Here is a 22,535-nt window from a genome sequence, read left to right as displayed (position 1 = left end):
CGAACGCACCTCCCGCTCCCGACCACCCCGGGCAAGGGCCGGCGCAAACCAGCGCCGGCCCTTCGCCCTGCCCCTCCTGTAATGATCAGTACAAAATGGCACTCAAAAGAGGGCGGCGCGGGGCGCCCCAGGTCAGAGTGCGTTCAGGGCCGTGTCGGCGATGCTCTGGAGCGTCGCCCGGTCTGCGCCGCCGCGTGCGGCGACCTGGATGCCGCTGACCGTGGAGATCACGAAATGCGCCAGCGCGCCAGCGTCCCTGCTCCCGTCGATCTCGCCGGCGCGCATCCCGTCCTCGATGGCGGCTCTCAGCACGTCGAACCGCCGCCGCCTGTGCTGTTCGAGCCGTGCCGCGATATCGGGATCGTGCTGCCCGAACTCCACCGTCGCGTTCACGACCAGGCATCCGGAGGGGTCTTCCTCGTCCGGGGCGGCCGCCCATTCCAGGACCGTGCGCAGCCGCTCCCGCACCGGCTTCGCACCGTCCTCCATCAACGCGGCGAGCCGGGCCGCCCTGTAGTCCATGTAGTGCGTCAACGCCTTGACGAACAGATCCCGCTTGCTGGCGAAGGTGTTGTAGATGCTGCTGCGCCCGAGCCCGGTCGCCCCGCACAGCCCCTGCGTCGAGGTCGCCTCATAGCCGTCCGCCCAGAACGCCCGCATGGCCGCCTCGACCGCCCGCCTCTCCTCGAACTTCCTGGGCCGCCCCATACCCGCACCGTAACACGTTATGGACCGGCCGATCCAAATTTCATCCGGCTCTTGGACCCGCCGTATCCGTGCCCGCCCTCAGACGTCGGGTGACGCGTGCGCCACCTGAATGTCCCGCTGCCGCCCCGATCGGACGAGCACGCCGCGTCCCGGCGGGACAAACCCGGTGGGGAGCTCGGCGCCGTACAACTCCGCCTCCCGGCTCTGGCCGGTTCCCAGCAGCACGGCAGGGGCGCCGATCGTGTGCAGGGCGCGGACCAGCGGGTCATGCGGCATGCCGGCGGAGGTCGCCAACCGTGCCACCACGACATGTACGCGGCCGCCGCGAACGGAGAGCAGATCCGTCAGGACCGTCCGGAGAGAGAAGCTGTCGGGGGGCAAATCAATCACGACGAGGTAGACCTCACCGTCCGGTGGCCGCTCGGCGATTCCGGCCACGAGCAGGAAGAACTCCTCGGGCGAGCCGGTGTACCCGACTCCGGGCTCCACCGGCTCCGGGAGGCCGAATTCGTGGGCGATCGACCGGAGGAGTCCGTGTGGATCGAGGACGTGGATCTGCGTTTCACGGCCGCCGGCCCGCGCCGCGATCCCCTTGAGGAGCAGGTGCAGCAGGTTCGCCCGGCCGGATCCGAGCTGTCCCGCGACCAGCAGATGCGGGTCGGCGTCGAAGTCCACGAACACCGGCTCCGGCGTTCCGCTCTGGATCCCGATCGGGATGCGGCCATCGGCCACCGGGGGCAGTGCGCTCAGGTGAACCATGTCGGGCAGACCGTGCGGATCATCGATCCAGTCGACCACCGTGAACCGTTCGTCGAATCGGGGGACGGCCACGCGGACGGCATCCGCCTGTGCGGAATCTCCGCACAATATGACCAACGGGTCGTCGGGGTGTTCGCCCGTCGCCGCGATCAGTGCCTGTACCGCCTCGGGACGGAGGTAACCGGGAGCCTCCGCCTCGCCCGCGTGATGGAGCAGGATCACTCCGCCCCGGAAGGTCCGGAAGAGTTCAGAGAGTGACTCGGTCGTGTCGCGCAGATACCCGCCTATCGCGGACCAGGAGATCTTGCTCACGTCACCATGCGAGAGGATGCCCAGGCGGGAGAGGAGCCGCCCGTATACCGCCGCCACCGCCGCCGGCACCTCCACGTCCGGGCCCTGCCGTCCGGTGAGTATCAGATGGCGAGGCAGACGGCCGGCCATCAGGGCATCGGCGTCCCGCATGAGGAGTTCCCGGAACATCGGCTGGATCGATAGGGCATCGGCGGTGCCGAGTGCCTCCACGACTTCCGAAAGGAAGCGGAGGCGAGGTTCTTCCGCGGATTCGGGGGGCCGGTTGTGCACGCGGTCGAGGAAGGTGTTCAGAGCGCCCGTGGAGGGGGCCGGCGCCACGGTGAAGCGGCGCGGGGGGCCGCCGCCGGCGAGGAGGTAGGCCGTGCGGTCGCAGGGGAAGGGGAGGCTCGCCCGGCCGAGGACGCGCTGGAGTTCGGCGGGGGGCAGGGGGCCCGCGGCGATCCGCCAGCCGAGGAGGGGGAGGAAGCGGTCCCAGATCGTGGTGTGCTCGACGGTGGTCGAGGTGAGCAGGAGTTGCACGCCGAGGGCCCTGCCTCGTTGCGCCAGAGAGAGAAGCGCCTCCCCGACCTCGGGCCTTCCGGGAGGGAGTGTCAGCGACACGTCGGCCACGATGAGCAGGCGCGGCGGTGCTTCGGGCGCCGGCGCGGGCGGGGCCGGGGACGGCCGGTCGCCCGGCGGGTAGTCGGCGAAGAAGTCCCCCCAGGCCCGGTCGACCGAATCCGGGTCTTCGCGGTACCGCTCGTACAACTCGTCGACGAGCCATTGGTTGGTGCCGAAATCGGGGGTTCTTGGAAGGTCGCGCGGTGCTGCGGCGGCGCGGGAGTCCAGTTCGTCTGACAGGAAGTCGAGGAACTGATGCAGTTTCCGAGGCCGCGCGAGCAGCATGTGCTCGGAATAGCGGACGTGGGGGAGATCGAGGGGCTCGCCGAGAGGATGGTCGCCCAGGCCGGCGAAGGCGAAGGTGAGGGTCGCGGGGGAATGACCGGCGGCCAGGGCGAGGGTGATGGCGCGGACGACGCGGTGCCGGGCCTCCGGGGCGCCGACGATCAGCCCGTGCGGAATGCCCGACGAGAAGTCGAGGGGGGAGAGGGTGAGGACGCCGCCGTCGGCGGCATGACCGATGGCGGGGTTCCGCGGCTCGGACGCGGGAAGCGCCCACGTCTCATGGAACATCGCGCTGGGCTCGGCGCCATTGAGCTTGAGGACGTCGAACTCCGGCACGGCCGGGGACGCGGAAGCGCCGGGCGCGGGCACGGGGTGTTCCTCGGGCCAGGGGAGTTTCCGGGCGCTGGGGCCGCGCCGGCGCATCTGCTCGATGAGGGGATCGGTGACGTCGAGCGGTACCCGTGCGGGCTCGAAGTGGGGATGGGCCCGGTCCGCGAAGATGTGCAGGAAGGCGCCGTCATCACCCCTCGAACCGGTGTTCCAGCCGATGTGACCGAGGAGGGGGCCGGGCGGGGGCGAACCGTCCGGTGTGCAGAAGAGGAATCTGATGCCCAGCGGTCCTCCCGTCTCGCACAACCAGACGAGGGGGTCCAGCAGGTCGGGGCGTGCGTCCAGGAGCGGGCCGGTGTTGTCGAGGACGACGACCAGGGCGGGCAGGGGCTCGTGGGACGCGCCGCCGGCGACCGCCCTCCGGTACTCGTCCCACGTGGCGAGGTCGGTGTCGTCCAGGACGGTGTCGCGGCGGATCCGCTCGTCTTCCAGCGCCGCTATCAGGTAGCTGAGCTGCGGCGAATCCGCTGACCCGGCGTGGACGGCCGCGGCGACATGAGGGAGGTTGCCCAGGCCGACGAAGGACGCGCCGCGGGAGAAGTCCGCGAAGACGAAATTGACGGTGCCGGGCGAGTGGGTCAGGGCGAGGCCGAAGACCGTCGTGCGCAGCAGCGCGTCGCGGGCGGCTCTCGGGCCGACGATCAGCCCGTGCGGGAGGGCCGCCTCGCCGTCGAGGACGTTCAGCGTCACGGGGTCACCGTGGTCCACGCCCAGCACCGTCGCGCGCGGGGGGCCGTCCCAGCCGCTGAGAGGGTCGTCGGCGGGGACGCCCAGGAGCCGCAGCAGGTCGGGACCCGTGCCCGGGGCGGGGGCGAGGTGGGCGCGGGTCCGCGGGGTGAGGAGGGCGAAGTGGTCGGTGTCGGCGGTCAGCGTCACCGGGCCGCCGTCGGCGGGCAGCAGCGCGCGGAAGGTCTCGGCGGCGGTGCCGGCGCGGCGTTCGATCTCGGCGGAGACCGCCTTGAGGACGTGCCGGGTGTGCTGCGCCTCGGGGCGCGGGAGGGTGTCGAGCAGGGCCTCGCGGGCGCCGGGGACGAACTCGTAGCGGACGTCGTCGATCGGCCGGAGCAGGCCGCTCAGCAGGACCTCGGCGAGCCGGCCCGGTCCCGAGCCGCCGAGGATGCGGTGCTGGATGAGGCGCATCACCGGCAGGGACGGGACGGAGACGGCGACGTGCGCGGCGAGTTCGGCGGCGCCCGGGGAGGCGGTGGTGAGGAAGCGGCGGACGCGTTCGGCGATCGGCAGTTCGCGCTCGCGGTGCAGCGGCGCGGGCCCGGCCGGGCGCGGCGGCAGTGCGGTGATCGCGGCGGGCTGCGGGTCCGCGCCGGAGACCAGGCGGGCCCAGGCGGCGAACCAGCGCGGCGCCACCTCCAGGACGGGGACGGGCACGCCGGGTGGCACGGCCCCGTCGTGCGGGGTGAAGCGCAGGCCGGTGTTCGGGGCGCCGGGGCGGGGGAGGACGGCGAGGCCCGGGGCGGCGGGGGCGGCGGTGCGGCGCCAGAGGCGTTCGGCGAGCGGCTGGAGGATCGCGACCGGCCCGGCCTGGGCCCAGCGGCGGACGGCGCCGGCGGCACGTCCGTCCCACCAGTGCGGGCCGGAGCAGTCGCTCAGGACGAGAACGGCATGGCGGCCGGACGCGTCCAGCAGCGTCCCCGGGGCTCGGCCCGGCGCGTCGGGGGCCGAGGCTATACGGCCGCCGGTGTCGAGGTAGGTGAGGTGGACGTCCCGGAAGGCGCCCTGGCGGGCGAGCGTCTCGGCCAGTTCGCGGGCGAGGGGGCGCCAGAGCCGCATCGTGGGCCCGGTGTCCACGACCAGGCTGAGGGTGAGCCACCGTTCGGGCGCCGGGACGAGGACGGGCGTCCACAGGCGGGTGTCGGCGATGCGCGCGGCCGTCGCCTCCTCGTCCAGCTCGCGGCGGTGCCGGGAGGGGACGCGGCGTTTCAGCGGACGCAGCGCCCGCTGCACGCCCAGCGCGTCCGCCAGCATCGGGGCCGTCGGGACGAGCACCTGCGCCGCCTCCCCGGCCGGTTCGGCACCGGGAGCGGGACGCGGATGCAGACCGGCCGGCGGCTCCGGCTCCGGCGCCGCCCGAGCCGGAGCCGGCGGGAGCGCGGGCTCCGGGGGCGTCGCGCAGGCCCCGGACGGTTCCGGCGGGGCGGAGGCGGAACGTTCCCCGGGAGCGGGGGAGATGTGGCAGGCCAGCCACAGCATCTCGCTCAGCTCGCGGGCGTCCGGCGGCGGGCCGATGGCCGACAGGGCCTCCCGCAGCCGGTCAATCGTCATCGATCGGCCCGGTCAGGTAGGGCATGATGCGGTCGGCCAGCGCGCGGCGGTCCGCGGCGGCGGCGTGGCGGCACAGGTAGACGGCGTTGAGCAGCTGGTCGGTCGCCAATGTGCCGGACGTGGAGCGTTCGAGGAAGCGGCGGACCAGGTCGTCGCTCTGCTCGGCGAGCGGCCCCAGATGCTCGCGCACGATCGCCGACAGTTCGGCCGCGCCGGAAGGCTGGCGCAGTTCCACGGTGACGCATCGGCGGAGGAACGCGGGCGGGAACTCGCGCTCGCCGTTGCTGGTCATCACGACGAACGGAAAGGCGTTGCAGCGGACCGTCCCGGCGGTGACCGTGACGCGGGCACCCGGCCCGTCGGCGGTCATGACCTCGGCGGACGGGTCGGCCCGCCGGGTCAGCTCCGGTATCTCGTACTCGCCCTTCTCGAAGATGGTGAGAAGGTCGTTGGGCAGATCGATGTCGCTCTTATCGATCTCGTCCACCAGCAGGACGCGAGGACGCGCATAGGGGAGCAGCGCGGTCCCCAGAGGCCCGAGGCGGATGTAGCGGCCGATGTTCTCGTCTGCGGGCGCGTCGGCCCGTCCGGCCGCGTACAGGCGGGTCAAGGGGTCGTATTGGTACAGCCCGTCCCGCAGCGTGGTCCGGCTGGTGATGGGCCAATGCAGGACGGGCCCGAGACCGAGTTCGTGAGCCACCGCATAGGCCAGCGTCGACTTCCCGGTGCCGGGCGGCCCCGTCACCAGCAACGGACGACGCAGATACAAGGCGGCGTTGGCCTGCTGCACGGCATCGTCCGACGGCCGGTATGTGGTCGCCTGATGCTCGTTCCCGGAACCGCCGGGCGGAGACGGCAGAACGGGCCCGCCGTCGAACGCGCGCCAGGGCGGCGGGTCGGGCAGCCGGCCGAGCGGGTCGGCGCCGTCCTCGGGACCATTCCGGCTCCCGGTGTAGATCAGCCAGTCGGGCACCTATACCTCCATGGCGAGAGGGGGATCGGGAAGCCGGGACGGGTCGTCCCACAGCAGCGTCAGGTCACGTCCGCAATGCGGCTCGTCCTTGGGGGCGATGAGCGCGGCCTTGCGCAGGGCGAGCGCCACCTGCGGCAGGTCGCCCGGGTGCCGGTCGCCGACCGCGGCGGTCAGCTCGTCCAGAACGCGGTGGCCGCGGCAGTCGCCGTGGGACGGCGCGTCGCAGGGGGTGCGCGTCCAGAGCATGACGGGGATGCCGTTGTTGAGCGCAGCCGTCAGCCAGCTCCTGACCGGACGCGACCCGTACACGAGCACGCAGAAGTCGACGTTGGCCTCAAGCCAGTCCTGGAAGTCGCGGCCCTTGCGGGGCGCGTCGCAGGCGATGGGGCGCGGGTCGCTGCGGCCGCGCTCGTGCAGCAGCCGCCAGCGGTGGTGGGCCTGGTCCCGCCGGATCGAGTCGGGCCGCATCCGCTCCACGTCCCGCACCACCACCGGATACCGGCGCATCGGGATCTTGTTGCGGGGGTCGAGGTACCACTGCTCGAACGGCTTGCCGAGCCAGCTCTCCGGCACCGCGAACTCGATCATCCAGTCCCGGCCGAACAGCGCGGGCGCGAGCGCGGCGACGCCCGCCTCGACGACCGGCCGGACCCGCCGCTCCGGGACGCGCTCGGTCCGCCGGGACGGGCCTTCGGCACCGTCGATCCAGGTGTGCACGGTCACGTCGAAGGCGTTGTCGAACGTCACCCGCTCCAGCCGGACGATCACCGACGCGGGGCCGGACCGCGCGGGGGCGGGCGCCGCGCCGGGCAGATGCCGCGCCGACCAGGCGGTGAGCCGCCCGCGCGCCGCCTCCGGCAGCTGCGGGCCGAGCGCCGCGAGGTAGCGGACGAGCCGGTCCCGCGGCCAGCCCTCGGCGACGTACCGCACCGACGCCCACGCGGACCGGAACCCGCCGAATGCCGGGCGGCCGGTGATCCGTTCGAGGCCGGCGCCGAGCGGGTCGGTGAAGCGCACGCCGCGCAGCAGTTCGCGCAGCTCCCGCCGCGCGTCCGGGGTGAGCCACCGGAGCGGCAGCAGGTCGTCCAGCTCCTCCCAGTACGTCCGGATGTGCGGGAGCGGGAGCATCCAGCCGAGGTTCGCGCGGTCGCCGTATCGGAGCTCGGCGTTCGTGACCATGCCGATGACCTCGCCCGTGACCGCGTCGTACACGGCGGACCCGCTGTAGCCCTCCTCCAGCCACTCGTCCGGCCCCGTCTTCAGCTCCCACCATTCGCGCCGCATCCCGCGGTGCGGGGACGTCGTCACGGTCGCGTGCCGTTCGTTCTGGTCGGGGCGCCGGGGGAACCCGCAGACGGCGAACGTCCGCCCGCCGAGGGCGTGCTCGTGGAGGTCGTCCGGGGCGGCGAACCGGGCGGGCCGGTAGGGGACGGGCCGGTGCAGTTCGAGGACGGCGACATCACCGGGGTCGCCCGCGCGCCGCCAGTCGCCGCAGCGCACGACCCTGGCGGGCAGGTCCTCCAGCAGGCCCGGGAAGCCGACGCGTGCCTCGTCCATGCCCTGGACGGTGTGGGCGCAGGTCAGCAGCCGTGTCTCGGTGATCAGGAACGCCGCGCCGAGCTTGCCGCCGGAGGGAGGGCCGACCCAGGCGCGCCACTGCCAGTCGTCCACGATCCCGGCTACGCCTCCTCCGCGGCCCCGGCCCCGGGGGCCGGCCGGCCCCACGTCATCTTGACCTTGAGGTGCCCCTCCACGGACGTCTTGGCGATGACGGCCCCGGCCGCCGCGTTGAGCTTGACGCCGAACTCCAGCTCGACCGTGTCGGGGTCGAGACCGCCGCCGCGCAGCGCCGCGAGCGCCGACTGGGCCGCCTCCCGGACGTTCTCGAACGCGTCCTCGAACTTGCCCGCCGCCTCGTGGAAGATGTCCCCGGTGCGGGACACCGACTGGAATCCCGGTTCTCGATCGTCGCTCTCCACGACGATGAACCCGTCCTCGGTCCGCCAGCGCACCAGTTCGTTCACGATCGCCCCCTCACCCGGGCAAATCTACCAAGATCATCCTTATCGGATGCTTCGCCGGGAACCCCACGGCCACAGGAGGACACGATGATCACAGTCGAGCAGGTGCGGGCCCTCGCGCTGACGCTGCCCCGCACATCGGAACATCTCATCCGGGACCGGGTGAAGTTCCGCGTCGGCTCGATCGTCTACGTCGCCTTCTCACGGGACGAGACCGTGATGGGCTTCGCCTTCCCCAAGGAGGAGCGGGCCGCGCTGGTGGCCGCCGAACCGGAGAAATTCCACCTGCCCAGCGAATCGGACATGCGCTTCAACTGGGTCCACGCCTGGACGGAGGCGCTGGACGAAGCCGAAATGGAAGAACTGGTCATCGACGCCTGGCGCATGGTCGTCCCGAAGAAGGTCGCCGCCGCCCGCCTCGGCGACGCCTAGTTGTACTCGGTCATGATCTTGGTGACAGTCGGGTGATGGGTGGCTGGCCGCCCAGGGCTGAGTGCGGGCGTTTGGTGTTGTAGTGCTCCAGCCAGGGGCCGAGGGCCTGGGTGCGCTGGTCGTTGCTGGTGTAGGGGCGCCGGTAGGCCCATTCGGTGGCCAGGGTGCGGTTGAGGCGTTCGGCTTTGCCGTTGGTCCAGGGGTGGCGGGGCCGGGTGAACTTCTGCCGGGCGCCCAGCTGGGCGCAGGCCTGCTGGAACGCGCGGCTGGTGCGGTAGTTCTTGGCGTTGTCGGTCAGTACCCGCTGGATGCGGGGGATGCCGCAGGCGGCGAAGAACACCGCGGCGCGGGTGAGGAAGGCGGCGCTGGTGATGCCCTTCTCGTCGGGCAGGACTTCGGCATAGGCCAGGCGGGTGTGGTCGTCGATGGCGGTGTGGACGAAGTCGTAGCCGATGCCGCGGCCGCGGACGGCCTGGCTGCGGCCATGGATCCGCCAGCCGCCGCCGTCGGGGATCCGGCCGAGCTTCTTGACGTCCAGGTGGATCATGTCGCCCGGCGCGTCATGCTCATAGCGGCGCTCGCTCTCGCGCAAGGCGCGGATCTGGGCTCCGGTCACCGGGTCGCAGGCGGCGAGCACCGGCACGCCGTGGCGGCGCAGGATCCGGGTGACGGTGCGGGCCGGCACCCCGGTCGCGGCGGCGATGTGGTCGGGCCCGGCGCGCAGCTCACGCCGGGCGGCCAGCACCCGCTCCTCGGTCTTGGCCGGGGTCTGTGACGGGCATGCGCGGGGGCCGCTGCGCCGCTCGGCCAGCCCGTCCCAGCCTTCTTTGCGGAACCGGCCGACCCACCGGTGCGCGCACTGGCGAGACACCCCGAGTTCGGCGGCGACGTGCGCGATCGGGCGCCGGTCGAACTCGACACGGCGAACCAGCAGACATCTGCCATGGAACGTCAGCCGGGCATTAGCGTGACCCACTGGGACCTCCTGGTGGCGGTGAAGTCGGTGAAACTCCACTACGCCAGGAGGTCCTCTTGCTGATCAAAGACCTACCGGTCAGGTGTCACCAAGATCATGGCCAAGTACACCTAGTGCGGCGGGGGCATCGGGTGGAGGGCGTTGGCGGCGGTGCAGCCGGCCTCGCCCGGCATCCGCTGCATCGGGGACGGTGACCACACGCTCGTCCGGCCCGGTGCGACGCTGGCGAGGACGCAGTCGAACGCGTCCGACAGGTACGGCTTCACCCTCAGCACCAGGCCGACCGCGGCGCCCTCGGTCGCGAACTCACGCCGGATCGCCGGGTCGAGACGCAGCGACGCGACCGCGGCGCGCACCTTCGCCTCGTCCGCGCTGCCCCCGGCCGGGACGCGCGGCAGCGCCTTCTCCAGCTTCTCGACCGGGATGTCCGGCGTCTTCGGCCACGGTTCGAACGTCAGCGGTGCGCCGGGCGGGCACGCCACCTGACGGGTGCCGTACCGCCGGAACTCGCCCGCCGTGGAGAACCGCATCCGGAAGCAGTGCCGCACGGTGACGGACCCGGCGGGGAACGGCCCGTCCTGCGGTGCCGTGCCCGGCACCCGGATGACGAGGGTCACCCCGGCCCCGGCGGTCGAGGCGCCCGACACGCCCATGACCTCGACGCCGTCGAGATCCGCCGCCCGGTGCGCCAGATCCCGGGCGGATTGGACCCGGGAGGTGTAGATCTTGTCGCCGGCCAGGTCGGCGGCCTTGCGCGCGTCCGTGGCGGCCCGTTCCCCGGACGTCCCGGCATCCCCGGAGTAGGGGACCTCGCCGCAGGCGCCCAGCAGAACGGGCAGGAGGAGAAGCACGGCACGACGCATGGGATCATGATCGCCGCGGTCGAGACCCGGCGGAATCCGTACATGTACTCATTCGGCGTTGAGCGCGGTCTCGGCGGGCCGCATCTCGGGCTCCGCCTCCTCGGCCGGTTCCGGCTCCGGTTCGGTGACCGGAGGGCGACGGCCCCAGGCCATCGCGGCGGCGAAGCACGCGAACGGCAGGGCGGGCAGCAAGTACCGGTAGTCGAAATCGACGGTGACCGGGGGAATGGCCAAAAGCGCGACCCCGGACGTCCAGAAGAGTGCGGTCCGCGCGCGCGCCCGCCGCCACACGATCCCGGCCGCGCCGGCGAGCAGCACGATCCCGAGGACCGTGCCGGGCATCCTCACACGCTCCTGATAGGTGCGCATCACCTCGGCGTAGGGTTCCACGATGTGGGTGCGTCCGGTGCCGTGCGAATACTCGTACACGACCGTCCGCCGGTCACCGCCGCCGAGCACGCGGAGGCCGGGCTTGAACGCGGTGGGCCTCGTCGGGAAGTGGTACCTGGCCTCGGTGCCGACCGTCGGGTACCGCGACCGGTGCCATGAGAACGTCCGGACGAAGAAGTCGTACGACACGACCCGCAGGTAGTCGAGCGGCTGATTCCGGATCGCCCAGAGCGCGAACCGCTGCGCCCGCTCGTTGGTCTCCTCGTCGAACGCCTTCCCGTCGACCCACCCGGTCGGCGAGTCGTCCGCCCAGATCTGGTGGGACGAGGCGGGCCGCTTCCCCTTCGCGCCGTGCGGGCACAGGCTCGCCAGGTCGGGGGGCGGCGGGTGCGCGCCGCAGTCGGCGAACGCGGCCGTCCGCCCCCACAGGAAGATGCCGTCCACCCCGGTCATCGCGAACCGGCCGTGCTCCCGCTCGAACCATGTCGCGTACGCGCCGACCGGCAGCACGAACGCCGCCGCGAGCGCCACGTACGCCGGCCATCTCGTCCGCCGCACCAGCAGGTACAGGACGACGATCAGGAGCAGCGGCAGGCCGACCGTCCGCGTGACGGCCGCCACGCCCAGCAGCGCCCCCACCACGGCCGCCCGCCGCCACCCGGTCGCCCCCGGCTTCGCCAGCACCAGCAGCGCCCCGACCAGCAGGACGGTGAACACGGTGTCGGACAGCAGCAGATGCTCAAGCTCGATCTGGTAGGAGTCCAGCAGGATCGGCGCGACCGCCAGCGCCGCCCACGTCCGCCGCACCTCGAAGTCGCGGACGAGCATCCGGTACGCGAGCACCGCCAGCCCGACGATCGCCGCATGCTGCAGCGCCGTCACCAGCGCCAGGCTGTGGAACGGCTTCAGCGTCCACAGGAACAGCCCGTAACCGGACGGCCGGAGCGGATGCGGGAACGGGTCGTCCGCGATCCGCAGGAAGTCGTAGCTGTCGTTGAACCACAGCACGCCCCGGAACCCCAGCATGGTGACCACCCGCAGCACGATGCCCGCGAGCAGCACCACCGTGAACAGCAGGTTGCCCCCGACCGCGGCGGGCACGGCACCGGTCTTCGGGCGGCGAGCGGCGATGGAGGAGAGCAGCACCGGGAACCTAACTGTGGACGTGCGGCGAACGGAATCTCGCGCCGAACGGATATCGGCCGTGTCACGCCGGGGGCGGGCCTCCTGGCGGCGTCACCGCGTCCGCCCACGTATGAGCCGAGATCATACCAGCGCCCCCACCAGCCCCTCAGCCGTCCAACACCTCGATCACCGGCAACGTCCCGTCGATGGTGGCCCCCGCCGACTCGGGGGGGATCGCCTCGTCCCCCCGTAGTGTGGTGGTGATCTTCATCGGCACGCGCGGGGTCACCAGGTACTTGCCCGGAGGCAGCAGCCGGTGGCCTGGAAGGACGATCTTGATCGTCGTCGTCCATCGGCTCATGGTGGCGCATTCCGCTTGGACGAACGGCTGGTGCTGGTCGGTCGTCTCACTCCTGACGGGCAGGATCTTGGCATTTGCCGTCTTCTGCGGAATTTCGTTTTTCTTCGCCGGGGGGATGCGGTAGAACGCCAATACCTCGGTGCTCTTGGCGTCGAGTTGATCCTTGTTGAGCCCGATGCCCCACTGGTACCAATGGGTCTTGGGCGGCTTCGCCCCTCGTCCAAGGCATTGACGTTCGCCACTCGGCGTGTAGTAGAGACTCCCGGGAGTGCGTGCCCGGAACTGCTCCACGATGCGCACTTCCGTCCCGGTCTTCGCCCTGGCGGGAGTGACCGAGTACTTGAGGTCGATGTACGGCGTCTCGGCGGCGGGCAGGTGAGCCTGACCCAGGAGAACACCCGGCTTCGTGAAGTAGGCGTGCACACCGGCGTGGCTTGTCCCGCCCACGCTCGGACCGGGCCAGAAGTACCAGGCCGCGATCACCGCGCCGACTCCCACGGCGCCGATGCCCGTGGCGCCTTTCGTCCCGCCGACCTTGCTCAGGAAGCCCTTGGAGGCGGACGTCCCGGCCTTCGCCATCGTGTCGACCGACGTGGCGCCCTGGGCAAGCCCGGCCGACACATGACCCGCCGTCGTAGCGGCCATCGCGCCCGTGGCGGACGCACCGGGCGTCAGAAGGGCGCCGCTGAGCAGCGCGAGCGGGACCGCCGCCACCACGGCCGCGGCGACCACGCCGAGCGCGAGGAGCCCGCGCCTTTCCCAGTCGGGCCCGTAAGCCTGGACGGCGGCGGTCTCCAGTTCGCCCACGAACTCGTAGGCGTTCCAGACCCGCTCGCCAGGACTCTTCGTCAGGCCCCGCCGGACGAGCGGGCGCAGCGGCTCCGGCACCCTGTCGAACGATGCGAAGCCTTCCTCGTGCGAGGTCTTCAACTCGGTGAGCGTCGTTCCCCCGAAGGGCTTCTCGCCGGTGACGCATTCGACGAAGACGCACGTGGCCGCGTAAAGGTCGGTCGCGGGTGTGGCGGGTTCACCGGCCCACTGCTCCGGTGCCATGTAGGCGGGCGTCCCGGCGTGACCGCCCTGCCCGGTGAGGACGGCGACACCGAAGTCGATGAGCTTGCTCTGCCCGTCGTCCTGGACGAGCACGTTCGCGGGCTTGTAATCGCGATGGACGACTCCGGCCGCGTGCGCCGCGGCCAGCCCGAGGAGCGAGCCCTTCAGCGTCGCCAGCGCGGCCTCGGGTGCCAACGGCCCTTCGCGTTCGTCCAGTACCTTGCGGAGCGGACGTCCGGGGACCGCCTCCAGGATGATCGCCGCACCCCACGGTGACTCCAGATAGTCCAGTAGCCGCGCGACATGCGGGTTGTCGACCCGCTTGAGCATCTGCGCCTCAGCACGGAAGACGCTCCAGGCTGCGGTGTCGCCGAGCAGGCCGGGAGCCAGGTACTTGATCGCGACCGGCCCGCCGCCGGACTCGTGCCGCGCGAGGACGACCTCGCCTTGAGCACCCGATCCCAGCTCCGCCAGTTCGATGAAGCCCGGAAGCCGATGTTCGCTCGGGGTCACTGGCCCGTATTGGTCTGGATCTCGCTCACGACGAGCGGCGTGGGCGCCGATGACACCGGGTTCCGCCCGAGGCTGCCGCCGGGTGAGTCGCATTCGGCGCCCTCACACGTCCACGTGACGTCCCACCAGATGGTCGCCGTGATCTTGTAGGAACCGCCCGGCTGCGAGGCCGACGACCGCTTGTAGGCGTAATGGCAGGTCTTGCCGTCCTTGCTTCCGGCGCCGTCGCAGACCAAGTCCTTCGTCTCCCCCAGATCCCACGTCACGGAGCTGGGTTTCGCGGTCAACTGCACCTTCTGCGCACCGAAGGTGATCGGCTGGGTCTGCACGTCCTTGAAGCCTTCGACCCACAGGGAGGTCCGCAAACGCACGTACGTCTTGTTCTTGGGGGCCGTATGCACGATGACCGTGGGGAACCTGGCGGACGCCCGTGCCGTGGCGACCAGATCCGCTGTGGCGGGCGGCGCCGGCGCGGGAGCGGCCACGCCGGGAACCTGGACGACGCCCGGCGCCTCATCGGGAGTCAGACCCTCCGGCGGTGGAGGAGCCACGGGGCCGCTGTCGCCGCCGCCACCGGTTCCACCTCCGCCTCCCCCTCCTCCGCTTCCGGGGGTGTGGCTGGTCCCGTTGCAGTTCGCGACCACGTTGTTCGGCAGACTGCACGGAGCGGCCTGAGCCGGGGCACTGACGAGCAGGGGCATGGTCAGGGCCGTCGCCGTGAGCGCGGCGGTGGCCGCCCGGCGCCCGGCGGGGGTATGGGGAGACATCTGGTGTCCTTCCCTGCGGACCGTCAGCATTGGCGGTCCCGGACATTGGCGGCGACCTTCCAGGTGCCGGAGTCGTACTGGACGGTGGCCCGGTACACATAGGCCCCGCCGGGGGGATTCCCCGTCCGCGCGCCGGTCTTGGCGGAGTAGCGGTAGGCGGCGAGGGTGCGGACGCAGTCGATGACGTAGACCTTGGTGCTGTCCTTGGAGCGCGCGTAGACGCGGGGGTTGAACGTGTTGGTGAAGCGCCAGATCACGCCCTTGGCCTTGGTCGCCTCCACGTCGTTGGTGACCTCGGTGAGGAGGGGGTCCATGGCGACGGCGGCGAGGCCGGTGGGGTCGTTGGTCTCGTATGCCTTCTTGTAGGCGTCCTGGTAGGCGCGGTAGCGCTGGAGGACCGTCTGGTAGAGCTGCGCCGTGGGGACGGCCGAGGGTGTGTCGGCGGCGGGTGCGGTGGTGGCGGCGCCGTCGTCCAGGGTGCCGTTCGGGGCGAGTTCTCCGCCGGAGGACGAGTGGGCCGAGCCGCATCCGGCGGCGGCGCCCACGGCCAGCAGGACGGGCAGCCAGACGGCGCGGCGGAACCCGAGCGGGGAGGAACGTACCAACCGGGCGCGCATCGTCTTCCCTGAGAGGCAGCCGACAACGGGGGTGGAATACGCGCGAAAGCTTACAGAGATGGGTGTGGTGAGAAAAGAGATTCGTTGCGAACGACTTGACCTCGACCATGCTTGAGGTAACAGGGTGGGGGGTGATTGCCGCTGATGGGAGGGGTCGCATGCGCGCTGTGTGGTTGAGGGAGTTCGGCGGGCCGGGGGCGTTGGTCCCGGGGGAGGCGCCTGATCCGGTTCCGGCGGAGGGGCAGGCGCTCATCGGGGTCGAGTTCGTCAACATCACGTTCGTGGAGACGCAGATGCGGTCGGGCCGTGGCCCGGCTCCGGTGCGGTTGGAGCCGCCGGTCATCCCCGGCAACGGTGTCGGCGGCGTGGTGACGGCGGTCGGCGGGGGCGTGGACGAGGCGCTCGTCGGACGGCGGGTCGTGAGCGGCACCGGCGGTACCGGCGCTTACGCGGAGCAGGTGGCCGTGGACGCGGCGGGCCTGTTCGAGGTGCCGGAGGGGCTGGCGCTCGATGACGCGGTGGCGCTGCTGGCGGACGGCCGGACCGCGATGATGATGCTGCGGGCGGCGGACCCGCGTCCGGGCGAGCGGGTACTGGTGGAGGCGGCGGCCGGCGGGGTCGGGACGCTGCTCGTCCAGTTGGTGAAGGCGCGGGGCGCGACGGTCGTCGCGGCGGCCGGGGGCGCGCACAAGACCGAGATCGCGATGCGCCTGGGCGCGGACGAGTCCGCCGACTACCGCGAGCCCGGCTGGGCGGACAAGGCCGGTGACGTGGACGTCGTCTTCGACGGCATCGGCGGTGATGTGGCGCGGGAGGCGTTCGGCCTTCTGCGCGGCGGCGGACGCATGGTCAGCTTCGGCCTGGCGTCCGGGCGGTGGGCGGACATCACCGAGGACGAGGCGGCCGGACGCGGCGTGACGCTCCTCCAGCCCCAGGCCACGCCCGCACAGCTTCGGGAGTACACGGTGAGCGCGCTCGAAGAGGCCGCCCATGGGCGGCTGATGCCGGTGATCGGCCAGCGGTTCCCGCTCGGCGGCGCCGCCGACGCGCACGCTGCGATCGAGTCGCGCTCCACCGTCGGCAAGACGCTCCTGGAGGTCCGCCGTGCCTAACCGACCCTCTGCAAGAACGATGTCAGGGAGCGTTCGTAGGCGGCCGGGTCGACGTTCCACGATTCGGTGTGGTCGCCCGGCGTGGTGATGTGCGTGACCATGCCGGGCGGCGCGGTCCTGGCGAAGGTGTAGGCGGGGCCGTTGTCGACGGTCGCGTCGTCCTTGGCAGTGAAGAGAAGGACGGGCGTGCGCAGGCGAGGCGCGTACCGGCGCTGGTCGTAGTCGGTCAGGTCGATCCCGATGCGCTGCTCCAGGATGCGCTTGGCCACGTCGGTGACGAAGCCGGGCAGGTTGCGGGCGTCGCCCTGCTTGTCCAGGGTGGCGCTCCAGTCCAGGACGGGGGAGTCGAGGACGACCCCGCGAACGAACGACGGGTCCTTGCGCAGGGCCGTCATCACCATCGCGCCGCCCATCGACCATCCGTACAGGACGACACCGGTCGCGCCGTGTGCGCGCGCGTAGCCCATCGCGGAGACGACGTCGTTCCATTCCGTGTCGCCGAGATGGTTCTTGCGGTCGCCGGACGAAGGCGCGCCCACGTCGTTCCGGTACGCGATCGACATCATCGGCAGCCCCAGCTTGTGCACGGGCCGCATGGCGCGGAACGTCTCCGCCTTGTCCGCGTTCCGTCCATGGACGGCGATGACCCATGTGCCCTTGGGCGAGGCGCCCGGCACCCACCACGCCGGCATCGGCCCCACCTTGGACGGATAAGTGACGTCTTCAAAGGGCAGCCCCAGGGCCTTCTTAGGGTCGCCCTCATACAGCCAGTGGTCCATGGCCGCCGGCGCGCCCTTCACCAGGGCACCTGAGACGACCGATGCCACCTTCCGCACGACGTGCGCATCGTCACCGCCGACGACGGGCCCGAGCAGGGCGCGCCCGTTCTTCCAGACGAGCGCCCACGTTCCCGGGCGCTCCGTCTCCGGCTCCCGCGGCAGCGTGACCGTGCCGTCGCGTGCGTCCACGATGGTGAGCGGGTATTCGGCGGCATGGTCGACCTCGATGGCGACGCCCGCGAAGTACCAGCCGGTACCGCCGAGGGCCGCGCACAGCAGCACGGTGAGCGCGAGGGACACCGCCATCAGCGGGCGGGCGCGGCGGCGGCGCCGTGGGCGGGCCACCGGGGCCGGTGACTCTGGAGCTTCGGTCGGCACGGCATACGAAGTTAGCCCTTCCAGGGGCACCGGCGGCACCTTCAACGAAGGTGATCAGACGCTCCCGATCGCCGACACCAGGCCCAGCGCCAGCACCATGTCCAGGTGGATGAACGTCTCCAGCTTCGCGCCCGGCGGGACGTCCGGGTCCCCGGCGAGCCGGTCCAGGACGGTGAGCGCGCCGGCGCTGTCCAGGTCGTCCGCCAGCGCGGCCTCCGCCCGCGCCGCGTAGTCCCGGCTCATGGGGCGGCCCGGCGAGGTCGCCCACTCCGCGAGCTTGCCGCGCCACGCGTCCAGCCGTGCGCTCGCGGCCGACAGGCGCTCGTCCGACAGTTCCACCGGCTCCCGGTACGCGGCCTCCAGCATCACCAGGCGCGCGGCCAGCGCGTCCGGCGGCTTCACGCCGGTCTCGGCGGGCACGGCCAGGCACAACGCGTCGGCGTCCGCGCCCGAGGAGACGTAGACGTCGGCGTCGGCCAGCGGGTCGTCGAGCATCTCGAACGGCGCGACGCCGTAGTCCGCCCAGGCGCCGTCCGGGGGCACCGGGGTGCTCACCAGCCGGACGCGGCGCCCGGACCGCTGGACGATCCGGCGCAGCAGATCGGCGACCACCAGCGTGCGGTACCCCGCGCCGGGAAGGATCTGGACGCGCAGGCCCGGCCCGGCGGGCAGTGGCTCCGCACGTCCCGTCCGATGGTCGTACAACCGCAGCATGCCCCCACCCTAGGCGGGACGCGGCCGGATCAGAGCGGCCGGATCGGAGCGGGCGGATCAGACGGGCGGGTCAGAGCGGCCGGTCGGACGCCGGCGGCCCGAACGGCGTCGGCGCGGCGCCGTCCGACCGGCGGACGGCCGCGAACCGGAGCCGCACGTAGTCGGCGACCCACCCGGACTCGCGGCGCAGCGCGGGCGCGGCCAGGTCGTTCACCCGGTCGAGCAGCGGGTCCACCAGTTCCGGCGGGACGTCCGCCAGCGCGCGGGCCGCGTAGGCGCGGACCCAGTCGGCGGCGCCGTTCGGGCCCTCGGTCATCCGGGTCGGGCGGTCGGCGTGCTCCAGCAGCCGCAGCGTGAACCCGGCCTCCTCCAGCCTGGTCGCGTACGCGGCCGGGCTCGGGAAGTACCAGGGCAGCTCGGGCTCGCCGAGGCCGAACACCCGCCACGCCGTCTGCATCGCGACGATCAGCTCGGCGCAGTTCCCGGCGCCGCCGAGTTCGCCGACGAACCGCCCGCCGGGCCGCAGCGCAGCGTGCACGCGGCTGATCACGGCGTCGGGGTCGCGGGTCATCCAGTGCAGGGCGGCGTTGGAGGCGACCGCGTCGAAGGAGTCGCCGACGGTGAAGTCGTGGGCGTCTCCGACGACGAAGGAGAGGCCCGGGTGCAGCGCGGTCGCCTGCGCGACCATGTCCGGGCTGCCGTCGATGCCCAGCACCTCGGCGCCGCGCTCTGCGATCTCCGCGGTGAACGTCCCGGTGCCGCACCCGAGGTCGATGATCCGCTCGCCGGGCTGCGGGTCGAGCAGATCGACCAGGGGCGCACCGTGCGCGGAGACATACCCGAAGGCGGAGTCATACGTCGTCACGGCCCAGTTCACTGTCATAATTTATCCGAGAAAGTCCTGCGAGGAGGCGGTCTTGCGCATGGCGGACGTCACGTCCGAGGTCCGGATCGTCGGTGCCGAGCGGCCGGACGGGCTGACGCTGCGCACCGTCGGGCTGTCCGCGCGGGGCCTGCCCGAGGTGCGCGTCGAGGCTCTGGCGCCCTATCTGGGGGACGGCTGGGCGCGCGTCCTCGGCACCCTGGCGCGGCATCTCGCGGCCACCGGGGAGCCGCCGGGGGAACTCGCCCCGGGCGTCGAGGTCCGGTTCAGCACGGCCGACGACGGCGCGCTGATCCTCGCCCCGCCGCCGGGCCGGGACGCCGGGTGGCACCGGGACGTTCTGATCCGGCTCTTCCCCGAGGCCCGGATCTGACCTGCCGCTTCCGGATCTTGGCGGCGTGTGTCACCCAGGTCACGGAGGGTATGAGGCGGGCTGAGACGACACGTTCGGGGGTGCGTGGTGCGGATCAGGAAATTCGCCGTCTTCGGTGCCGGGCTGCTGCTCGTGGCGGGATGCAGCCATGCCGGCGAGCGGCGGGCGCGGACGGCCGGCCAGCAGGCCACGCTGAGCCACCGGCCGCGGGCGGCCCCGCCGCCGGCGCCGCCTCCGCCCCGGAGGATCGACTGCGACCGGGTCGCGTGCGTCGCGCTCACGTTCGACGACGGGCCCGGCCCCTACACGGCGGGCCTGCTCGACACGCTGAAGAAGGACGGCGTGCGCGCCACGTTCTTCATGCTCGGCGAGAACGTCGGCGCCCACCGCGACGTCGTCCGCCGGATGGCCCTCGAAGGCCACGAGCTGGCTGACCACAGCTGGTCGCACCCGCAGCTCACCTCGCTGTCGTCCGCCGAGGTCCGGTCGCAGATCCAGCGGACGCAGAAGGCCATCGCGGAGGCGTCCGGCGGGGTGCGGCCCACGCTGATGCGGCCGCCGTACGGGGCGACGGACAAGCGTGTCGGGCGGGCCGTCGGGATGCCGCTGATCCTGTGGAGCGTCGACACGCTCGACTGGCGCTACCACGACGTCGCCCGCAACATCAGGGTCGGGACCAGGGAGCCGAAGCGCGGCGGCATCATCCTGTTCCACGACATCCACAAGACGAGCGTCCAGGCCGTCCCGAAGGTGGTGGAGGGCCTGAAGAAGCGCGGGTTCACGCTCGTCACGGTGTCGGAGCTGCTCCAGGGCAGGACCCTCAAGCCGGGCGAGACCTACAGCGAGCGCCTCCCCGCACCCGAGCGGGTGAAGACGAGCCCGCCGCCGACCGGATCGCCCGCAGGCCCGCCCCGCACGCGCCCGGTGCCCACCGGCTCCGGCTAACCGGCTCCCGGCTCCGCGCGGCGGGGACGGCGGCGCGGCGGCGGCTGCGGCGGGACGACCTTCGCCGCGACCATGGTCTCCTCCGGCACCTCGACCAGCTCACCGGTGCGCCGGCGCACCGTGAGGGTCTTGTTGGACCACGATTCGAGTACGCCGACGACGTCGCTGTACTCTCCCGTAGGCAGGCGGCGGCGCAGCGAGATCCGCTGGCCCACGTCCGCGCCACTGATGGAGACCACCAGCCGCGCGGCGAAGCGGGCTGACATCTGAGGACCCCCGTGTCGAATCGACCGAGCCGTGATGGCAATACTATTCACAGCGAGCTTGCGGTGAGCCGTGACGTGCGGCGGGGCCGGAAATCCGAGAGGAGTCACTGACGTGACCTACGTCATTGCGCAGCCCTGCGTGGACCTGCTCGACAAGGCATGCATCGAGGAGTGCCCGGTCGACTGCATCTACGAAGGGAAGCGTCAGCTCTATATCCACCCGGACGAGTGCGTCGACTGCGGTGCGTGCGAGCCGGTCTGCCCGGTCGAGGCCATCTACTACGAGGACGACGTCCCCGAGCAGTGGAAGGACTTCTACAAGGTGAACGTGGAGTTCTTCGACGACCTCGGCTCGCCGGGCGGCGCGTCCAAGGTGGGGAAGATCGAGAAGGACCACCCGATCGTCGCCGCGCTCCCTCCGCAGAGCCACGACGACTGAGCCGGGCCCCACGCTTTCCGGGCCGTGGTCTCCCTGCTTCGGGAAGGCCGCGGCCCGCCGGGTCTCCAGAGGAGGAACAAGGTCGTGTTCACGTTGCCGGACTTTCCGTGGGATCGGCTCGCGCCCTACAAGGAGCGGGCGCTGGCGCACGCGGACGGCATCGTCGACCTGTCCGTGGGGACGCCCGTCGACCCGACGCCCGAGCCGGTCAGGGAGGCTCTCACCGCCGCGGCCGACGCGCCCGGCTACCCGCAGACGTACGGGACGCCGGAGTTGCGCGAGTCGGTCGCGGGCTGGCTGCGGCGCCGCGCCGGCGTGTCCGGCGCCGACCCGGACGCGGTGCTGCCCGTCATCGGCACCAAGGAACTGGTCGCCTGGCTGCCGACGCTGCTCGGCGCCGGCCCCGGCGACAAGGTCGTCTTCCCCGCGCTGGCCTACCCGACCTACGACGTGGGCGCGCGGCTGGCCGGGGCCACCCCCGTCTCGACCGACGGGCTGCTCGCGCTCGGCCCGGTCAAACCGAAGATCGTCTGGGTGAACTCGCCGTCCAACCCGACCGGCAAGGTGCTGCCGGTCGAGCATCTGCGCAAGGTCGTCGCGTGGGCGCGCGGCCGGGGCGCGCTCGTCGTCAGCGACGAGTGCTACCTGGAGTTCGGCTGGGACGAGGGGAATCCGCCGATCTCGATCCTGCACCCGGACGTGTGCGACGGCTCCCATGAGGGGCTGCTCGCCGTCAACTCCCTCTCCAAGCGCTCCAACATGGCGGGCTACCGCGCCGGGTTCGTCACCGGCGACATCGCGCTGGTCAAGCGGCTGCTGGAGGTCCGCAAGCACGCCGGCATGATCGTCCCGGCGCCGGTGCAGGCCGCGATGACCGCGGCGTTCGCCGACGACGCGCACGTGGACGAGCAGCGCGCACGGTACGCGCGCCGCCGCGCCGCGCTGCGCGCCGCGTTCGAGGGGCACGGCTTCCGCGTGGACCACTCCGAGGCGTCCCTGTACCTGTGGGCCACGGGAGACGAGCCGTGCTGGGACACCGTCGCCCACCTGGCGTCCCTCGGTATCCTCGTCGCCCCCGGCGAGTTCTACGGCCCGGCCGGGGCCCGGCACATCAGGATCGCCTTCACCGCGACGGACGAGCGCGTCGCCGCCGCCGTCGACCGCCTCTGACCCGGGGGCGGCCCGGTCCCGCTCTCGCAACGGATCACCGATTCCCGCGTG

At 72.1% G+C, this 22,535-nt stretch carries 21 protein-coding genes; 6 read left to right on the top strand and 15 right to left on the bottom strand.

Features of this window, described 5'->3' with window-relative positions; translation table 11 throughout:
• Positions 1-132: 132 nt before the first annotated feature.
• From AF1_RS08945 to AF1_RS08925, 5 genes are all read right to left on the bottom strand, one after another.
• Positions 133-708 (bottom strand): TetR/AcrR family transcriptional regulator, encoded by a 576-nt coding sequence (locus AF1_RS08945; protein WP_067794953.1) that lies wholly within the window; start codon positions 706-708, stop codon positions 133-135.
• A gap of 78 nt (positions 709-786) precedes the next feature.
• Positions 787-5,334 (bottom strand): SAV_2336 N-terminal domain-related protein, encoded by a 4,548-nt coding sequence (locus AF1_RS08940; RefSeq protein WP_067794950.1) that lies wholly within the window; start codon positions 5,332-5,334, stop codon positions 787-789.
• Positions 5,324-6,307 carry an AAA family ATPase gene (locus AF1_RS08935; protein ID WP_067794948.1) on the bottom strand — a complete coding sequence of 328 codons (984 nt, stop codon included), beginning with the start codon at positions 6,305-6,307 and terminating at the stop codon, positions 5,324-5,326. Before AF1_RS08935 ends, AF1_RS08940 begins: the two co-directional genes overlap by 11 nt.
• A complete protein-coding gene (locus AF1_RS08930; RefSeq protein WP_165488381.1) occupies positions 6,308-7,978 on the bottom strand; it encodes a VMAP-C domain-containing protein in 1,671 nt (556 codons plus the stop codon).
• Between the two features lie 8 nt (positions 7,979-7,986).
• A complete protein-coding gene (locus tag AF1_RS08925) occupies positions 7,987-8,331 on the bottom strand; it encodes a CU044_2847 family protein (RefSeq protein ID WP_067794942.1) in 345 nt (114 codons plus the stop codon).
• A gap of 84 nt (positions 8,332-8,415) precedes the next feature.
• Between AF1_RS08925 and AF1_RS08920 the strand changes: the two genes are divergently transcribed.
• Positions 8,416-8,760 (top strand): MmcQ/YjbR family DNA-binding protein, encoded by a 345-nt coding sequence (locus AF1_RS08920; protein WP_067794939.1) that lies wholly within the window; start codon positions 8,416-8,418, stop codon positions 8,758-8,760.
• A gap of 10 nt (positions 8,761-8,770) precedes the next feature.
• On the opposite strand, the gene AF1_RS08915 is transcribed toward AF1_RS08920, so the two are convergent.
• The 6 genes from AF1_RS08915 to AF1_RS08890 form a co-directional block, all read right to left on the bottom strand.
• On the bottom strand, positions 8,771-9,736 hold the full coding sequence (locus tag AF1_RS08915) for an IS481 family transposase (protein ID WP_131732631.1): 966 nt from the start codon (positions 9,734-9,736) through the stop codon (positions 8,771-8,773).
• Positions 9,737-9,846: 110 nt separating this feature from the next.
• Complete coding sequence (locus AF1_RS08910) at positions 9,847-10,599, bottom strand: hypothetical protein (protein WP_084262644.1); 753 nt, start codon at positions 10,597-10,599, stop codon at positions 9,847-9,849.
• 48 nt (positions 10,600-10,647) lie between these two features.
• Positions 10,648-12,135, bottom strand: a complete 1,488-nt coding sequence (locus AF1_RS08905; RefSeq protein WP_067794929.1) for a hypothetical protein — start codon at positions 12,133-12,135, stop codon at positions 10,648-10,650.
• Between the two features lie 145 nt (positions 12,136-12,280).
• The gene (locus AF1_RS08900; protein WP_067794926.1) at positions 12,281-14,041 is read right to left on the bottom strand and encodes a serine/threonine-protein kinase; all 1,761 of its coding nucleotides are present in this window, start codon (positions 14,039-14,041) and stop codon (positions 12,281-12,283) included.
• Positions 14,038-14,526: a hypothetical protein gene (locus AF1_RS34200; protein ID WP_067794922.1), complete on the bottom strand. Its 489-nt coding sequence runs from the start codon at positions 14,524-14,526 to the stop codon at positions 14,038-14,040. Before AF1_RS34200 ends, AF1_RS08900 begins: the two co-directional genes overlap by 4 nt.
• 305 nt (positions 14,527-14,831) lie before the next feature.
• Complete coding sequence (locus AF1_RS08890) at positions 14,832-15,425, bottom strand: hypothetical protein (RefSeq protein WP_067794919.1); 594 nt, start codon at positions 15,423-15,425, stop codon at positions 14,832-14,834.
• Between the two features lie 158 nt (positions 15,426-15,583).
• Between AF1_RS08890 and AF1_RS08885 the strand changes: the two genes are divergently transcribed.
• Positions 15,584-16,537: a zinc-binding dehydrogenase gene (locus tag AF1_RS08885; RefSeq protein ID WP_067794917.1), complete on the top strand. Its 954-nt coding sequence runs from the start codon at positions 15,584-15,586 to the stop codon at positions 16,535-16,537.
• On the opposite strand, the gene AF1_RS08880 is transcribed toward AF1_RS08885, so the two are convergent.
• From AF1_RS08880 to AF1_RS08870, 3 genes are all read right to left on the bottom strand, one after another.
• A complete protein-coding gene (locus AF1_RS08880) occupies positions 16,534-17,661 on the bottom strand; it encodes an alpha/beta hydrolase family protein (RefSeq protein ID WP_067794914.1) in 1,128 nt (375 codons plus the stop codon). The genes AF1_RS08885 and AF1_RS08880 overlap by 4 nt on opposite strands.
• 87 nt (positions 17,662-17,748) lie before the next feature.
• Complete coding sequence (locus AF1_RS08875) at positions 17,749-18,408, bottom strand: cysteine--tRNA ligase (RefSeq protein ID WP_067794911.1); 660 nt, start codon at positions 18,406-18,408, stop codon at positions 17,749-17,751.
• 70 nt (positions 18,409-18,478) lie between these two features.
• Complete coding sequence (locus AF1_RS08870) at positions 18,479-19,291, bottom strand: class I SAM-dependent methyltransferase (RefSeq protein ID WP_067794909.1); 813 nt, start codon at positions 19,289-19,291, stop codon at positions 18,479-18,481.
• 40 nt (positions 19,292-19,331) lie between these two features.
• On the opposite strand from AF1_RS08870, the gene AF1_RS08865 reads away from it, so the two are divergent.
• Both AF1_RS08865 and AF1_RS08860 read left to right on the top strand, forming a co-directional pair.
• A complete protein-coding gene (locus AF1_RS08865; RefSeq protein WP_067794905.1) occupies positions 19,332-19,664 on the top strand; it encodes a hypothetical protein in 333 nt (110 codons plus the stop codon).
• Between the two features lie 87 nt (positions 19,665-19,751).
• Positions 19,752-20,609, top strand: coding sequence for a polysaccharide deacetylase family protein (locus AF1_RS08860; RefSeq protein ID WP_242608811.1), 858 nt, complete (start codon positions 19,752-19,754; stop codon positions 20,607-20,609).
• Here AF1_RS08860 and AF1_RS08855 read toward each other — a convergent pair.
• Positions 20,606-20,875 carry a putative acetyltransferase gene (locus AF1_RS08855; protein WP_067794902.1) on the bottom strand — a complete coding sequence of 90 codons (270 nt, stop codon included), beginning with the start codon at positions 20,873-20,875 and terminating at the stop codon, positions 20,606-20,608. The genes AF1_RS08860 and AF1_RS08855 overlap by 4 nt on opposite strands.
• 112 nt (positions 20,876-20,987) lie before the next feature.
• On the opposite strand from AF1_RS08855, the gene fdxA reads away from it, so the two are divergent.
• Positions 20,988-21,314: a ferredoxin gene (gene fdxA, locus AF1_RS08850; RefSeq protein WP_067794899.1), complete on the top strand. Its 327-nt coding sequence runs from the start codon at positions 20,988-20,990 to the stop codon at positions 21,312-21,314.
• A gap of 84 nt (positions 21,315-21,398) precedes the next feature.
• Positions 21,399-22,484 carry a succinyldiaminopimelate transaminase gene (dapC, locus tag AF1_RS08845; protein ID WP_067794897.1) on the top strand — a complete coding sequence of 362 codons (1,086 nt, stop codon included), beginning with the start codon at positions 21,399-21,401 and terminating at the stop codon, positions 22,482-22,484.
• Positions 22,485-22,535 lie beyond the last annotated feature (51 nt).

The sequence above is a fragment of the Actinomadura formosensis NBRC 14204 genome (assembly GCF_001552155.1).
Classification (GTDB): Bacteria; Actinomycetota; Actinomycetes; order Streptosporangiales; family Streptosporangiaceae; genus Spirillospora; species Spirillospora formosensis.
Note: the sequence above shows the minus strand (reverse complement) of the source record. Positions and strands in the feature narration are given on the sequence as shown.